This is a genomic window from Streptomyces sp. SYP-A7185 (assembly GCF_046103685.1).
Lineage (GTDB): Bacteria > Actinomycetota > Actinomycetes > Streptomycetales > Streptomycetaceae > Streptomyces.
Window position 1 is genome coordinate 5,357,501 of the sequence record NZ_CP122310.1, and the last position, 14,394, is coordinate 5,371,894.

General features: G+C 67.8%; 13 protein-coding genes and 2 rRNA genes (1 of these 15 running past the window's edge). 12 read left to right on the plus strand and 3 right to left on the minus strand.

What is annotated here, in order from left to right:
- The 11 genes from QBL25_RS23510 to QBL25_RS23560 form a co-directional block, all read left to right on the plus strand.
- Positions 1 to 1,651, plus strand: a 23S ribosomal RNA gene (locus QBL25_RS23510) (it extends 1,472 nt beyond the left edge of the window).
- Between the two features lie 91 nt (positions 1,652 to 1,742).
- A 5S ribosomal RNA gene (gene rrf / locus QBL25_RS23515) occupies positions 1,743 to 1,859 on the plus strand.
- A 93-nt stretch (positions 1,860 to 1,952) separates the two neighbouring features.
- On the plus strand, positions 1,953 to 2,603 hold the full coding sequence (locus tag QBL25_RS23520) for an HAD family hydrolase (RefSeq protein WP_409058988.1): 651 nt from the start codon (positions 1,953 to 1,955) through the stop codon (positions 2,601 to 2,603).
- A gap of 135 nt (positions 2,604 to 2,738) precedes the next feature.
- Positions 2,739 to 3,464: a VC0807 family protein gene (locus QBL25_RS23525; protein ID WP_409058989.1), complete on the plus strand. Its 726-nt coding sequence runs from the start codon at positions 2,739 to 2,741 to the stop codon at positions 3,462 to 3,464.
- 158 nt (positions 3,465 to 3,622) lie between these two features.
- On the plus strand, positions 3,623 to 4,846 hold the full coding sequence (locus tag QBL25_RS23530; protein WP_409058990.1) for an MFS transporter: 1,224 nt from the start codon (positions 3,623 to 3,625) through the stop codon (positions 4,844 to 4,846).
- Positions 4,797 to 5,972 (plus strand): acetoin utilization protein AcuC, encoded by a 1,176-nt coding sequence (locus QBL25_RS23535; protein ID WP_409058991.1) that lies wholly within the window; start codon positions 4,797 to 4,799, stop codon positions 5,970 to 5,972. The genes QBL25_RS23530 and QBL25_RS23535 overlap by 50 nt, the downstream gene beginning before the upstream one ends.
- Positions 5,973 to 6,148: 176 nt before the next feature.
- Entirely contained in the window at positions 6,149 to 6,964 is an 816-nt protein-coding gene (locus QBL25_RS23540) for a phosphatase (RefSeq protein WP_409058992.1), read from the plus strand.
- Positions 6,965 to 7,096: 132 nt separating this feature from the next.
- On the plus strand, positions 7,097 to 7,306 hold the full coding sequence (locus tag QBL25_RS23545) for a helix-turn-helix domain-containing protein (protein ID WP_157869005.1): 210 nt from the start codon (positions 7,097 to 7,099) through the stop codon (positions 7,304 to 7,306).
- 126 nt (positions 7,307 to 7,432) lie between these two features.
- The gene (locus tag QBL25_RS23550; RefSeq protein ID WP_003948845.1) at positions 7,433 to 7,531 is read left to right on the plus strand and encodes a 30S ribosomal protein bS22; all 99 of its coding nucleotides are present in this window, start codon (positions 7,433 to 7,435) and stop codon (positions 7,529 to 7,531) included.
- A 359-nt stretch (positions 7,532 to 7,890) separates the two neighbouring features.
- Complete coding sequence (locus QBL25_RS23555) at positions 7,891 to 8,937, plus strand: NAD-dependent epimerase/dehydratase family protein (RefSeq protein WP_409058993.1); 1,047 nt, start codon at positions 7,891 to 7,893, stop codon at positions 8,935 to 8,937.
- Positions 8,938 to 8,951: 14 nt separating this feature from the next.
- Positions 8,952 to 10,037: a lysophospholipid acyltransferase family protein gene (locus tag QBL25_RS23560; RefSeq protein ID WP_409058994.1), complete on the plus strand. Its 1,086-nt coding sequence runs from the start codon at positions 8,952 to 8,954 to the stop codon at positions 10,035 to 10,037.
- A gap of 57 nt (positions 10,038 to 10,094) precedes the next feature.
- On the opposite strand, the gene QBL25_RS23565 is transcribed toward QBL25_RS23560, so the two are convergent.
- The 3 genes from QBL25_RS23565 to QBL25_RS23575 all read right to left on the minus strand — a co-directional run bounded on the left by QBL25_RS23565 (position 10,095) and on the right by QBL25_RS23575 (position 13,724).
- Positions 10,095 to 11,333 (minus strand): DUF5667 domain-containing protein, encoded by a 1,239-nt coding sequence (locus QBL25_RS23565; protein ID WP_409058995.1) that lies wholly within the window; start codon positions 11,331 to 11,333, stop codon positions 10,095 to 10,097.
- 338 nt (positions 11,334 to 11,671) lie between these two features.
- Complete coding sequence (locus tag QBL25_RS23570) at positions 11,672 to 12,463, minus strand: ECF subfamily RNA polymerase sigma factor, BldN family (protein WP_409058996.1); 792 nt, start codon at positions 12,461 to 12,463, stop codon at positions 11,672 to 11,674.
- A 301-nt stretch (positions 12,464 to 12,764) separates the two neighbouring features.
- Positions 12,765 to 13,724: an HAD family hydrolase gene (locus QBL25_RS23575; protein ID WP_409058997.1), complete on the minus strand. Its 960-nt coding sequence runs from the start codon at positions 13,722 to 13,724 to the stop codon at positions 12,765 to 12,767.
- 125 nt (positions 13,725 to 13,849) lie between these two features.
- Here QBL25_RS23575 and QBL25_RS23580 point away from each other — a divergent pair, with 125 nt between their 5' ends.
- Positions 13,850 to 14,128 (plus strand): glutaredoxin family protein, encoded by a 279-nt coding sequence (locus QBL25_RS23580; protein ID WP_409058998.1) that lies wholly within the window; start codon positions 13,850 to 13,852, stop codon positions 14,126 to 14,128.
- Positions 14,129 to 14,394 lie beyond the last annotated feature (266 nt).

Sequence of the window (14,394 nt, forward strand, 5' to 3'; positions counted from 1 at the left end):
CGAGGCCGACAGGCGTAGTCGATGGATAACCGGTTGATATTCCGGTACCCGCTGTGAAGCGTCAAACATCGAGCCCATTAATGCTAAGGCCGTGAAGCCGTCCTGGAGCCTTCGGGCAAAGGGAAGTGGTGGAGCCGCCGACCCAAGGTGGTAGTAGGTGAGTGATGGGGTGACGCAGGAAGGTAGTCCAGCCCGGGCGGTGGTAGTCCCGGGGTAAGGGTGTAGCCCGTCATCTAGGTAAATCCGGATGACATGAGGGTGAGACCTGATGCCGAGCCGATTGTGGTGAAGTGGATGATCCTATGCTGTCGAGAAAAGCCTCTAGCGAGTTTCATGGCGGCCCGTACCCTAAACCGACTCAGGTGGTCAGGTAGAGAATACCGAGGCGTTCGGGTGAACTATGGTTAAGGAACTCGGCAAAATGCCCCCGTAACTTCGGGAGAAGGGGGGCCATCACTGGTGATTGGATTTACTCCATGAGCTGGGGGTGGCCGCAGAGACCAGCGAGAAGCGACTGTTTACTAAAAACACAGGTCCGTGCGAAGCCGTAAGGCGATGTATACGGACTGACGCCTGCCCGGTGCTGGAACGTTAAGGGGACCGGTTAGTGCACTTTCGGGTGTGCGAAGCTGAGAACTTAAGCGCCAGTAAACGGCGGTGGTAACTATAACCATCCTAAGGTAGCGAAATTCCTTGTCGGGTAAGTTCCGACCTGCACGAATGGCGTAACGACTTCTCGACTGTCTCAACCATAGGCCCGGTGAAATTGCACTACGAGTAAAGATGCTCGTTTCGCGCAGCAGGACGGAAAGACCCCGGGACCTTTACTACAGTTTGATATTGGTGTTCGGTTCGGCTTGTGTAGGATAGGTGGGAGACTGTGAAGCGGGCACGCCAGTGTTCGTGGAGTCAACGTTGAAATACCACTCTGGTCGTGCTGGATGTCTAACCTGGGTCCGTGATCCGGATCAGGGACAGTGTCTGATGGGTAGTTTAACTGGGGCGGTTGCCTCCCAAAGAGTAACGGAGGCGCCCAAAGGTTCCCTCAGCCTGGTTGGTAATCAGGTGTTGAGTGTAAGTGCACAAGGGAGCTTGACTGTGAGACCGACGGGTCGAGCAGGGACGAAAGTCGGGACTAGTGATCCGGCGGTGGCTTGTGGAAGCGCCGTCGCTCAACGGATAAAAGGTACCCCGGGGATAACAGGCTGATCTTCCCCAAGAGTCCATATCGACGGGATGGTTTGGCACCTCGATGTCGGCTCGTCGCATCCTGGGGCTGGAGTCGGTCCCAAGGGTTGGGCTGTTCGCCCATTAAAGCGGTACGCGAGCTGGGTTTAGAACGTCGTGAGACAGTTCGGTCCCTATCCGCTGTGCGCGTAGGAATATTGAGAAGGGCTGTCCCTAGTACGAGAGGACCGGGACGGACGAACCTCTGGTGTGCCAGTTGTCCTGCCAAGGGCATGGCTGGTTGGCTACGTTCGGAAAGGATAACCGCTGAAAGCATCTAAGCGGGAAGCCTGCTTCGAGATGAGTATTCCCACCCCCTTTGAGGGGTTAAGGCTCCCAGTAGACGACTGGGTTGATAGGCCAGATCTGGAAGCCCGGTAACGGGTGGAGGTGACTGGTACTAATAGGCCGAGGGCTTGTCCTCAGTTGCTCGCGTCCACTGTGTTGGTTCTGAAACCACGAACAACCCCGTATGTCGGGCCACGACTGCGGTGCGGTTGACAGTTTCATAGTGTTTCGGTGGTCATAGCGTGAGGGAAACGCCCGGTTACATTCCGAACCCGGAAGCTAAGCCTCACAGCGCCGATGGTACTGCAGGGGGGACCCTGTGGGAGAGTAGGACGCCGCCGAACTATCATTAACGGGAAACCCCCGCACCCTCTGGGTGCGGGGGTTTTCTGCGTTCCGGGCCCTATGCGGGCCTTTTCTGCGTTTAGGGTCGAGTGATGCGATACGACCTGGTCATCTTCGACAATGACGGCGTCCTCGTGGACAGCGAGCCGCTTTCCAACACGATCCTCGCCGGCTATCTGACCGAGCTCGGTCACCCCACCACGTACGAGGACTCCCTGCGTGACTACATGGGGGCCGCCGTCCATCGCGTACACGACCTTGTTCTTGAGCGCAGTGGGCAGCGGTTGCCCGAGGATTTTGACGCGGCCTTCCACGCTCGTGTCTTTGCGGCCTTCGAGCGGGAGCTGGAGCCCGTGGCCGGGGCCGTCGACGTACTCGAGAAGCTGGTGGCGGATGGTGTGCCGTACTGCCTTGCATCGTCCGGTAGTCATGAGCGGATTCGTGTCGGGCATCGGCGGACCGGGCTCGACCGGTGGTTCGACGACGGGCGGATCTTCAGCGCCGAGGACGTGGGGCGGGGGAAGCCGGCCCCGGATCTCTTTCTGTACGCCGCCGAGCGCATGGGTGTGCGACCCGAGAAGTGTGTGGTGATCGAGGACAGTCCCCTCGGGGTGCAGGCCGCGCGGTCCGCGGGGATGACGGTGTACGGGTTCACCGCCATGACGCCGGCCGAGCGGCTCTCGGGTGCGGGGGCCACCGAACTCTTCGCAAGCATGGGTGAGTTGGCTGACCTGCTTGTATGACACGGGCCCGGGGAGCGGCCTGACATTTGTCATCGCCAGGTCCGGACGATCGTTTCTGTCGGCCGGCGGGTGGTCACGGCGAAGCTGAGTGCATCGACCGGAGCCAGCCCCAGCGACGACGGAGGACCGAACACCATGAGCGCCCTGAGCCAGCTCGCCACCCCCGCCACGGACCCAGCAGCCCCTGCCGCCACAGCGGCCCCGGGGGCAGCTTCGGTCCGGCAGTCGCGCTGGGAGTCCCTGAAGCCGCTCGTCCTGGACGCCGTGGTGCCCACCGCCTCGTACTACCTGCTCAGCAAGGGCTTCGGGATGGGCACGATGGCGGCGCTCGCCTGGAGCAGCGTGGTGCCCGCCGGGCGGACGCTGTGGAGCGTGGTGAAGGAGCGGAAGGTCAACGGCCTCGCGGCGCTCATCCTGGCCGCCAACGTGGTCGGGCTGCTGCTCAGCCTCCTGGCCGGTGATCCGCGGCTGATGCTCGCCAAGGACAGCGGGATCACCGCGACGGTCGGGATCGCCGTGCTGATGTCGGTGGCCGCCGGGCGGCCGTTGATGACCGTGGGGCTCAAGCCCTGGGTGACCAAGGGGAATCCGGTGCGGACGGCCGTGTGGGAGCGGCTGATCGCCGAGCGGGGGCGGTTCGCGCGGATGGAGCGGACGTTCTCGGTGATGTGGGGTGTGGCGCTGTTCGGTGAGGCCGTGGTGCGGGTCGTGGGGGCCTACACGCTGCCGGTCGACACCATGGTGTGGCTCGGTGGCGTGATCGCGGGCGTCACGATCACGGCGACGGTGATGGCGAGTGGCCGCCTGGTCGTCGACCCGATGGAGAAGAGGGTCAGCGCTGAGGTCGCGGCGCTCGGCTGAAGCGTGCCTCTGAAGCGTGTCTCTGGAGCGCGCCTCCGAAGCGCGCCTCTGAGGCATGCCTCTCGCGGCCGTGCGGGCCGCGAGGGCTTCCAAGCCCGAGGAATTGGTTGAGTGATCTATCTACCCACCGGTAGTCAGGGGTCCTACGCTCAGCAGCCATGACAGACGAGCTGCGGCGCGGCAGGGCCTCTTTGGCGTTCAGCTTCCTGGTGCAGGGCGTCACCTTCGCGTTGCTGGTGACACGTATCCCCGCCATTCAGGATCAGTACGGGATATCCGACGGCCTGCTGCCGGTGTTCCTCGCCGCCGTGCCGATCCTCGCGGGGGTCGGCAGCGTCGGAACGGAGTGGCTGGTCAAGAGGGTGCCGCCCAGCCGCGTGCTGCGGTGGGCGCAACCCGTGGTGCTCCTGGCGCTGCTGGGGGTCGGGGCGGGCGACGCCCTGTGGCAAGTGGCCGTGGCGCTGGGAGCGTTCGGGCTCTCGGTGGGGGCGCTCGACGCGTCCATGAACATGCTGGGGGTGAGCCTTCAGCGGGCGTACGGGCGCAGCATCATGCTGGGGTTCCACGCGGCGTACAGCCTGGGCGGGATCGCGGGGGCGTCGATCGCGTGGGCGGGGGCGCACTGGGATCTGTCGCTCTTCGTCTCATACCTGCCGGTGGTCGTGGTGCTGCTGCCGGCCGCGTTGGTGGGGAGCTGGTGGTACGTCGACGCCGGGGGTGGTGTGGCCGGTGGTGCGGGTGATGCCGGTGAAGGCAAGGGCGGGCCCGTCGTCTTCAAGCTGCTGCTCCCGCTCTGCCTGGTGATGACCGTCGCGTACATCGGGGATTCGACCGTCTCCAACTGGAGCGCGAAGTACCTTCAGGACGTGCTCGGGAGTTCGGAGGAGGTCTCGACCGTCCCCTACAACGTCTACATGGTCATGACCCTCCTGGGGCGGGGGCTCGGGGATCTGGGCGTGCGGCGGTTCGGGGCCGTGGCGGTGGTGCGGGCCGGGTCGGTGGTGGCGGCTCTCGGGTTCGCGGTCGTGGCCGTGGCGCCCGGGGCGTGGACCGGGATCCTGGGCTTCACGGTGCTCGGGCTCGGGTTGTGCGTGATCGTTCCGCAGACCTTCGCCGCGGCGGGGCGGCTCTTCCCCGGGGCGTCGGACGCGGCCGTCGCGCGGCTGAACGTCTTCAACTACGTGGGGTTCCTCATCGGTTCGCCGCTGGTGGGGGCGCTCGGGGATGCCTGGAACTACCGCGGGGCGATGCTCGTTCCCATGGTGTTGGTGCTCGTGACCTTGTTGTACGCCCGGTCTTTCGCCCCCGGAGCGGACCGATACGGTGACGGGCATGAGCGGCCACGCACAGCTGATGTGGGACGAGGCAGTAACGGGCTATGACTTCGGTCCCGAGCACCCCATGGACCCGGTCCGGCTCGCGCTGACCAGAAGCCTGGTCGGTGCCTTCGGGCTCGACCGCGAACTGGAAGTGGTCGCGGCCAAGCGTGCCGGCGACTCGACGCTGCGCCTCGTGCATCGCGAGGACTACGTGGCGGCGGTCAAGGCCGCGTCCGCCGATCCGGCCTCGGCGAAGGGTGGGTACGGCCTCGGGACCGCGGACGACCCCGCCTTCGCGGGGATGCACGACGTCTCGGCGCTGATCGCCGGGCAGTCGGTGGGCGCCGCCGAGGCGGTCTGGCGCGGGGAAGCGCTGCACGCGGTCAACTTCGCCGGGGGGCTGCATCACGCGATGCCGGGCTCGGCCTCCGGGTTCTGTATCTACAACGACGCCTCGCTGGCCATCGCGCGCCTCCTTGAGCTCGGCGCCGAGCGGGTCGCGTACGTGGACGTGGACGTGCACCACGGGGACGGGGTGCAGGCGGCGTTCTGGGACGATCCGCGGGTTCTGACGATCTCGATGCACGAGCATCCGCGGACGCTGTTCCCGCAGACCGGGTGGCCCGAGGAGACGGGTGCGGCCGGGGACGCCGAAGGGTCGGCCGTGAACGTGGCGCTGCCGGCCGGGACGGGGGACGCGGGCTGGCTGCGGGCCTTCCACGCCGTCGTGCCGGAGCTGCTCGCGGAGTTCCGGCCGCAGGTGCTGGTCACACAGCATGGGGCCGACACGCACTTCGAGGATCCGCTGGCGCATCTGGCGGTTTCGCTCGACGCGCAGCGGGCCGTGCAGGTGGCCTGCCATGAGTTGGCGCACGCGCACGCCGACGGGCGGTGGGTCGCGCTGGGCGGGGGCGGGTACGCCGTGGTGGACGTGGTGCCGCGGTCCTGGACCCATCTGACCGCCATCGCGGCGGGGCGCGAGGTGCAGCCGTCGGCTCAGATCCCCGAGGCCTGGCGGCAGGAAGCGTATGCGCGGACGCGGCAGTTGGCGCCGGCGCGGATGACCGACGGGCGCTGGCCCGTCTCCTGGGCGGACTGGTCCGAGGGGTACGACCCTGCGGACCGGCTCGACCAGGCGGTGCTTGCCGCGCGCCGGGCGGCGTTCCCCTTGAGGGGGCTGTTGCCGTAGAGCCGCACCACGTGCGGTGAGGCGGGGCGAGCCATGGGACGGCCCCGCGAGTGGGACGGAACCGCGAGCGCGACGGCGGCTTCACGAGCCGATGAGAATACGGCGCGTTAGCCCAACTGTGGGGGTTTTTCACGGTTTTGGGGGCAACGCGCGGTTCTCTGCGGCACGCTCTCCACGTGTTGAGCACCGGAGCATTGCGTGCGCATCTGTTGGCTGCCCGGCTGGCCGGGCCCGTGGCCACCACGCGGGAAGAGAGCCTGCGGAGCTATCGGCTCTTCGCGGCCCGCGACCCGCGGATACTGCTCGGGCTCGACCCCGAGTGGAGTTGGGGCCACGGTGACCTCCTGGGACTGATGGCCGACAAGTGCGGTGTCTCCGCCGACCCGAGGCACACTTCGGGGGGCGATGTCATCGACCCGGAGCGGACGTTGGCCGCGCTGGACGCCTTCGCCGAGAAGCTGGCGGACGCGGCCCGAAGGCGCCTCCCGGTGCTCTTCGGGACGGGACATCCGCACCGGCTCCTCGGTTTCTACGCCGCTCTGGCGGACGCTTTGTCGGCGGCCGGGTGCACCGTCCTCACCCCCGCGCAGGGCAACAGTGTCGACATAACGACCCGGTTCGGTCTACGCACGTACAACCTTGACTACGTACAAGGAGTCGCGCTGGTGCGGGAACCCGGCGCGCGTCCCACCGGGAGTGAGACCGGCGCACACACCCACTCCCCGCTCCCGGTTCGAGCCGCCCTCGCGGCCGCGGCGGAGGCCGGGGGACCGCTTCCCGAGCTCGTCGTCGGGGACCATGGGTGGGTCTGCGGGGCAGGTCAGCTGGGGTTTGAGGCGATCGGTCTGGCGGATACGGACGATCCCGCGCTGTTCGTCGGAGAGGCCGAGGGGCGGGTGTCCGTCGTCGTTCCGCTTGATGACGCTGTGCGGTCTGATTACTACCGACCGCTTACTCGCTATGTACTCAATCGAGCGTGTCTGTCACAGTAGGCGGCCGATCGCTACTCCTCTTCCCCACTCGCATCATCCGCCCCTAGTCTGGGGAGTGAGCGCGCAGAGACGAAGAGTCACCGGAAGGGGAAGCCGGTGCCCGTCATGTGCGGAAGGTTCAGGTGGGGTGTCATGGCTGCAGACCAGAGGCCGCTGAACGAGGTTCAGTTCTTGACCGTGGCGGAAGTCGCCTCGGTGATGCGAGTGTCCAAGATGACCGTGTACCGCTTGGTGCACAGCGGTCATCTGCCCGCCATCCGGGTCGGAAGGTCCTTCCGGGTCCCGGAGCAGGCGGTTCACGAGTACCTCCGCGAGTCCTATGTAGGAGTCGAGGCGGGCTGACCGGAGCCGGTCGATCGCCCTCGATTACGTCCCTCACCCGGGGGCGGGTAGGCTAGGGCCGACGTAGGTCGTGTGGGCCCAGTCAGCTGCCCCGCACCGAGTGAAGAGAAGTGAGCGAGGGTAGTCGTGGGCTCTGTTATCAAGAAGCGGCGTAAGCGGATGGCCAAGAAGAAGCACCGCAAGCTGCTGAAGCGCACTCGCGTTCAGCGTCGCAACAAGAAGTAAGCGACAGCTGTACCGCGCGTATCGAAGTCCTCCCGTCATCCGGCGGGAGGACTTCGGCGTTTTCGGGGGTACCCGCTGTCTCGGAGGTACGCTCCCGAGGCGTCTTCCGGCCGGTTTTGGGGCCGCGGCGGTCCGCCCGGGGGCTTGTTTCGAACGTACGGCCTCGGCAGGATGTGCGTCCCGATCGGGCGTACGTCCTGGTCTGGGCGTAGGGCCTGGTTCGTGGGTACACGAGTGGCTGTCGTCACTTCCTGCAGCGGGCGGTCATCACAGCGCAACATCGACCCGCTAGCGTGTGCCGGGAGGGACATGATGGGGCGCGGCAGGACTTCGAGGGCTGGGGAAGGCAGGCGCTGATCTTGGGCAAGGTCGTGCTCGTGACCGGGGTGGCCCGACAACTGGGCGGACGGTTCGTCCGGCGTGTGCTGCGGGACACCGACGTCGACCGGGTGATCGCCGTGGACGCGGTGCCTCCCGAGCACCATCTGGGCGGCGCCGACTTCGTCCAGGCCGACATACGGCAGCCCGCGATCGCGAAGGTCCTCACCGAGTTCTCCGTCGACACGGTCGTGCACCTGGACGTCACCGGCACCGCCCTGGCCGGCGGGAACCGCGGCTCACTCAAGGAAACCAACGTCATCGGCACCATGCAGCTGCTCGGCGCCTGCCAGAAGTCGCCGACGGTCAAGCGGCTCGTGGTGAAGTCGAGCACCAACGTGTACGGATCCGCGCCGCGTGACCCCGCGGTCTTCACCGAGACGACGCCGCCGAAGTCGCTGCCGAGCGGGGGCTTCGCCAAGGACACCGTCGAGGTCGAGGGCTATGTGCGCGGGTTCGCGCGCCGCCGTCCGGACGTCGCGGTCTGCGTGCTGCGGTTCGCGAACATCCTGGGCCCCGCCGCGGATTCGCCGCTCGCCGAGTACTTCTCGCTGCCGGTCCTGCCGACCGTCTTCGGCCACGATCCGCGGCTCCAGTTCGTGCACGAGGACGACGCGATCGAGGTCCTGCGCCTCGGGGCACGGGAACCGCGGCGCGGAACGCTCAACAGCGGTACGTTCAACATCGCCGGTGACGGCCTGTTGCTGCTCTCGCAGTGCGCACGGCGCCTGGGGCGCCCGACGCTGCCGGTGTTCATGCCCGCGGTCTCCTGGGTCGGCCAGGCGCTGCGGACCCTGGGCATGACGGACTTCTCGCCCGAGCAGATCAGGCTGCTCACGCACGGGCGGGTCGTCGCGACCCGGCAGATGCGCGAGACACTGGGCTTCAGCCCCAAATACACCACCGCGGAGACCTTCGCGGATTTCGTCAGCAGTCGGGGTCCGGGACTTCTGCCGCCGCAGGCCGTCGCGGGGGTCATCGACCGGATCGCCACGCTGCCCTTCGCGGGCAACCAGAGCGCCAACTGAGGAGAGCGTCAACGATGGCGGACGCCAAGGTCATTCCGTTCGACGACGACCGGTCGCGCGCGGGTGCGCAGCGCCCGCCGCGGCGCAGGAGCACGGTCCGGCGCAAGAACGATCCGGCAGCCGTGCGTGACGTCACGGCCATGCCCGGCCAGCAGGACGGAGGGCCGCAGGTGGAGCGGGCCGAGCCGGAACCCCCGCGTCAGGGGGCTGCCGGGACGGAAGCCGACGCCGGGGCCGCAGCGGAGCCGCGGGGCGGCGGTGGCGGCCTGGAGCGGCGCATCGCGGGCGGCCTCGCGTTCCTGCGCCGCCGCCTCACGGGCGACTACGAGGTCGACGACTTCGGTTACGACGAGGAGCTCACCGACCAGGTCCTGATGTCCCTGGTGCGGCCGCTGTACGAGAAGTACTTCCGCGTCGAGGTGAAGGGCGTCGAGAACATCCCCTCCGAGGGCGGGGCGCTGATCGTCTCCAACCACTCGGGGACACTGCCGCTCGACGGTCTGATGATGCAGGTCGCCGTGCACGACAACCATCCCGCCGGGCGGCATCTGCGGCTGCTCGCGGCGGACCTCGTCTTCATGCTGCCGGTGGTCAACGAACTGGCGCGCAAGGCGGGGCACACGCTGGCGTGCGCCGAGGACGCCGAGCGGCTCCTGGAGCGTGGCGAACTGGTCGGGGTGATGCCGGAGGGGTTCAAGGGCATCGGGAAGCCGTTCGGCGAGCGCTACAAGCTCCAGCGGTTCGGGCGGGGCGGCTTCGTCTCCACCGCGCTGCGGGCGGGGACGCCGATCGTGCCCTGCTCGATCGTGGGGGCGGAGGAGATCTACCCGATGATCGGCAACGCGAAGACGCTGGCGCGGGTGCTCGGCATCCCGTACTTCCCGATCACGCCCACGTTCCCCTGGCTCGGGCCGCTGGGGGCGGTGCCGCTGCCGACCAAGTGGACGATCCAGTTCGGTGAGCCGATTCCGACGGACGGGTATCCGCCGGAGGCGGCCGAGGACCCGATGCTGATGTTCAACCTGACCGACCAGGTCAGGGAGCAGATCCAGCACACGCTGTACAAGCTGCTGGTGCAGCGGCGGTCCGTGTTCTTCTGAACGGAAAACGCCGGAGGAGCTGGACGTGCGGCTCCTCCGGCGTTTCCGTACGGCTCGTTACTTCGCGTCCTCCTCGTCGATCCCGAGGCCCGGCAGCAGGCCCGGAAGGATCGGGGGCACGGTGACGTCCGGCTTCGGGGCCGGGGTCTCCTTGCCGGAGGAGTCGCCGCTGGACGGGCTGCTCGGGGTCGTGTCGGACTTCGGGGGGTCCAGGAGACCCCCTGTGTTGCCGCCGAGGAGGCCGTCGTCCTCGCCCTTGTCCGGTGCCGACGGGCGGGGCTCGCGCTTCTCGGCGCTCGAACCGTCCCGCGGGGAGGAATCCGGGGCCGCGGGGCTGTCCGGCGTCGTGGAGCCGGCGGAGCCGCCCTGGCTGGGCCGGCCGGGGGAGCTGTCCCGGTCCGGGGTGCGGGGGAGGAGCGAGCGGAGGGGTTCCACTTCCTCGTCCATCGCGTCGAAGACCGAGGTCACCTGCTCGCCCACGTCCCCGAGCTGCACGGGCAGCCTGCTCTGGAGGTCGCTCCAGCTCCTGCGGTGCGACTCGGTGAAGGCGGACAGCGTCTGGATGTGGCCGATCGAGCCGTCACGCTCGTACGCCTGGTGGAGCAGGCGGTGGCCTTCCGTGGCGTCGTGCCGCATGCCCGACAGGGCCCGCCTGACCTCGCCCAGTGACTCGTGGTCGAGGTCGCCGCTGCGGCCGCGCTCCATCAGCCGACGGGCTTCGTTCAGGCGCGTGGAGGCGTGGTCGAGATAGACCCCGCCCTTGTCGCTGTCGCCGTCGGCCATGCCGAGCTTGAGGTCTTCCATGCCGCGCTTCAAGCCGTACAGCGAATCGCCGGGGAGTGCGTCGGAGCTGGCCGCGGCCACTCCGCTGAACGCTCCCGCGGCCACGCCCACGGTGAGCCCGCCCGCCGCGATGCCTTGCGACAGCCGGGAGCGCGGCTTCAGTTTGCGCAGTCCCGTGGCCCGGTGGGCACCCTTGCGGGACCGCTGTTCGGGCACCGTGGTGCCGATCGTCCCACCGCCCGCGGCCGTGCCCTCAAGGAGCATGGCCTCCATGGCAGCTACGAGCTGGGCCCGCTGGACCACTTTGACCTCGGGATCCATCTCCGGCTTCGGCAGTTCGCCGAGGCCGGTCGCCAAAGCCAACATCCTGTCCGGCGCCGTCTGTTCGGACGGCACGGGATCGGGTGTGACGGAACCTTCGGACTGCTCGGCCGCCGGGGCCTGGTCGGATTGCTCCTCCAGGGCCTGGGCGAAGGCGTTCGCCCGCCGGTGTGCCGATACGTTCGCGATCACTGGCGGCACCTCCTCTCGTCATGACGGTCGACTCCCCAGGGGGTCCTGAGGGTTGCCCGACCTGAGCACATCCACACGATCGAGTGAGCGGAGGTAGTCAGGGAGCGACCACAGGGAGCCTGCATCCCGCACAACGAGCGTCGCGGCACTTGGGTTACGGACGGAGGATGATCGGACCGCCCAAATTCCGTGACGGCCATCTGGCCGCCACGGAGGGTGAGTTGAACGCTCCGCACGGCTACAGAGGGCCATGGACGGCTACCGGGAGACACGGACGGCCGCTGGAGGCCGCCCGGCGACCGCCGGGTACTGCCGGTGGCCGCCGACGGCGCGCGGCGCTAGCGCACGTCGTCGGGGAGGAGCCGGGCCAGTGTGCGCACGGCGCGGTACTGGAGGGTCTTGATCGCGCCCTCGTTCTTGCCCATCACCCGAGCGGTCTCGGCGACCGAGAGGCCCTGCAGGAAGCGCAGGGTCACGCACTCCTGCTGCTGGGGGTTGAGGCGGCGCACGGCGTCGAGCAGTGCGGCGTTGGAGAGGGACTCCAGGACGGAGTCCTCGGGGCTGCGCTCGACCTCATTGGCGTCGAGCATTTCGCCTGTGGTCACTTCGAGGCGGAAACGGCTCGATTTGAAGTGATCGGCGACCAGGTTGCGAGCGATCGTGACCAGCCAGGCGCCGAAGTCACGGCCCTGCCAGGTGAACGTGCTGATCCGGCGCAGGGCGCGCAGAAAGGTCTCGCTGGTGAGGTCCTCGGCGGTCGCTTTGCCGCCGACTCGGTAGTAGATGTAGCGGTAGACCGTGTCGCTGTACTGGTCGTAGAGACGGCCGAAGGCGTCGGACTCGCCCGCTTGGGCGCGTTCGACGAGTTCCATCATGCGGGCGCTGTCGCTGTCCGCGGCGGGACGGCGTGGGGTGGGGGTTGAGGTGGCGGCAGAGGCGGAACGGGCCCGTCTGCTGACCGCCGCGCCGCTGTCCGCCAGGGCATAGACGGGCCCGGCGGGTGTGGGGACGGCAAATGCGGGGACGGCGGGGCCGGCGTACGCGGTGGGGACGAAGCCGCGCAAGCGGTCGATGACCGTTGCGCGCAGCGTAGCCAGGCCCGAGGCGTCAACCCCGACGTGTGGGTACACGGGACTCCCAGAGGCAGAGCTTCCATCACGTGCAGTGCGGAACCGTTCACCCGTCGTAGCGACGTGTGGGGTCCGTAATGCGTCTGAGGAGAATAACGCTTCGTACAGGCGGCACTACACCCAGTTGCTCAAATCACCGATTACGTCGCTTCTGTTATCGGTCCGTGCCCGTTCAAGTAGCGCACAGTGAGCACTTGTTGATCGAAACAGGTCACATTCCGTCTAACAGCAGGGCGTGTTGTGGCCGAGTGCTACCGGCGTGACTGGCGGGAGCCAGGGCGGGGTAGGACCGAGGGAATGTTCAGTGGCGGCGGCGGTGCAGGGCGATGGCCGCGGCCGTGCCACCTGCGAGGGCGCCGACGCCCGCGGCGGCCGGGATGCCGACCTTGGCGGCCTTGCGGCCGGTGCGGTAGTCCCGCAGCCGCCAGTCCCGCTCACGCGCGTGCTTGCGCAGCTTGGCGTCGGGATTGATCGCGTACGGATGCCCGACGAGCGAAAGCATCGGGATGTCGTTGTGCGAATCGCTGTACGCGGCGCACCGGGCCAGATCCAGGCCCTCGGCCGACGCCAGGGCGCGCACCGCCTCGGCCTTCGCCGGGCCGTGCAGCGGCTCGCCGACGAGCTTGCCGGTGTAGACGCCGTCCACGGACTCGGCGACCGTGCCGAGGGCGCCGGTCAGGCCCAGGCGGCGGGCGATGATCGTCGCCGTCTCCACCGGGGCGGCCGTGACGAGCCAGACCTTCTGGCCCGCGTCCAGATGGGCCTGGGCCAGGGCGCGCGTGCCGGGCCAGATGCGCTCGGCCATGTACTCGTCGTAGATCTCCTCGCCGATGGACATCAGCTCGGCGACGCGGTGGCCCTTGACGATGGACAGGGCGCTGTCGCGGGCGTCCTGCATGTGCTCGGGGTCCTCGACGCCCGCGAGTCTGAACCACGCCTGCTGCCAGGCGAACCGGGCCAGCTCCTGGCGCTCGAAGAACTTCCTCTTGTAGAGGCCGCGGCCGAAGTGGAAGATCGCGGCGCCCTGCATCACGGTGTTGTCGAGGTCGAAGAAGGCGGCGGCCTTGTCGTCGCCGGAGACCGGGAACTCCGGTTCCTCCGGTTCCGCGGGAGCGGTCTCCCCGGCGAGCGCCGCGGCTTCGTCGAGGGCCTCCAGCTCCTGGGAGGTCTTGCGCGCTGCCTCAGCCGAGGCCTCGCCTGCCAACACGCTCCGCGCGGTGGCGGAGCGCCTACGGGGGGTGAGCCATCCGAGAGCGGCCATGTCGTGAGCATAGCTAGTTCGTTCGGCCGTTCCGGAGTCGGCAGGATTCGGCGCCGTGAACTCTGCGCGACCGCACCGTTAAAGAGGAGGTCCGCACGGCGCGTCGGCGGGGCGAGAATGGTGTCATGAGCCCGATTTTTCGCCGTACGGAGAAGAAGAAGCCCCAGGACCGGACGGTCACCTTGATCGGAAAGCCCGGCTGCCATCTGTGCGAAGAAGCACAACTGGTGATCGAGAAGGTCTGCGGCGAGCTGGGAGTCGTGTGGGAGAAGAAGGACATCACGCAGGACGAAGAGCTCAACCGGGCCTACTGGGAACAGATTCCGGTGGTTCTGGTCGACGGTGAACAGCACACCTTCTGGCGGGTGAACGAAGATCGCCTGCGGCGTGAGCTCGCCCCGTAGTCCGAATCGTCACTGACCGACGAGTCCAAAAGGTCCGCGAGGTCCCTTAGGATCGTGGGCGGTTTTGGTCTCGGGGGCGATGATCGTGAGGAGAGTGTGCGGTTTTGCCCCCATCAAATGAGCAACGCCGCCTCACGTGTACCGGTTCCAGGAATGCCTGGCCGAGGCGCGTGACCCCGGTCACGTTGGCCGGGCAAATCGGACACCATCTTTGTGCACGCGTTCACAAAGACATAGCCTGCTTTCGACGGGGCGGTCTGGGGACG

Excerpts from the sequence above, each read along its gene's own strand:
- QBL25_RS23520 (WP_409058988.1), top strand. The coding sequence starts at position 1,953 with ATGCGATACGACCTGGTCATCTTCGACAATGACGGCGTCCTCGTGGAC.
- QBL25_RS23535 (WP_409058991.1), top strand. The coding sequence starts at position 4,797 with ATGAGCGGCCACGCACAGCTGATGTGGGACGAGGCAGTAACGGGCTAT.
- QBL25_RS23560 (WP_409058994.1), top strand. The coding sequence starts at position 8,952 with ATGGCGGACGCCAAGGTCATTCCGTTCGACGACGACCGGTCGCGCGCG.
- QBL25_RS23575 (WP_409058997.1), bottom strand. The coding sequence starts at position 13,724 with ATGGCCGCTCTCGGATGGCTCACCCCCCGTAGGCGCTCCGCCACCGCG.
- QBL25_RS23545 (WP_157869005.1), top strand. The coding sequence starts at position 7,097 with ATGGCTGCAGACCAGAGGCCGCTGAACGAGGTTCAGTTCTTGACCGTG.
- QBL25_RS23580 (WP_409058998.1), top strand. The coding sequence starts at position 13,850 with ATGAGCCCGATTTTTCGCCGTACGGAGAAGAAGAAGCCCCAGGACCGG.
- QBL25_RS23530 (WP_409058990.1), top strand. The coding sequence starts at position 3,623 with ATGACAGACGAGCTGCGGCGCGGCAGGGCCTCTTTGGCGTTCAGCTTC.
- QBL25_RS23525 (WP_409058989.1), top strand. The coding sequence starts at position 2,739 with ATGAGCGCCCTGAGCCAGCTCGCCACCCCCGCCACGGACCCAGCAGCC.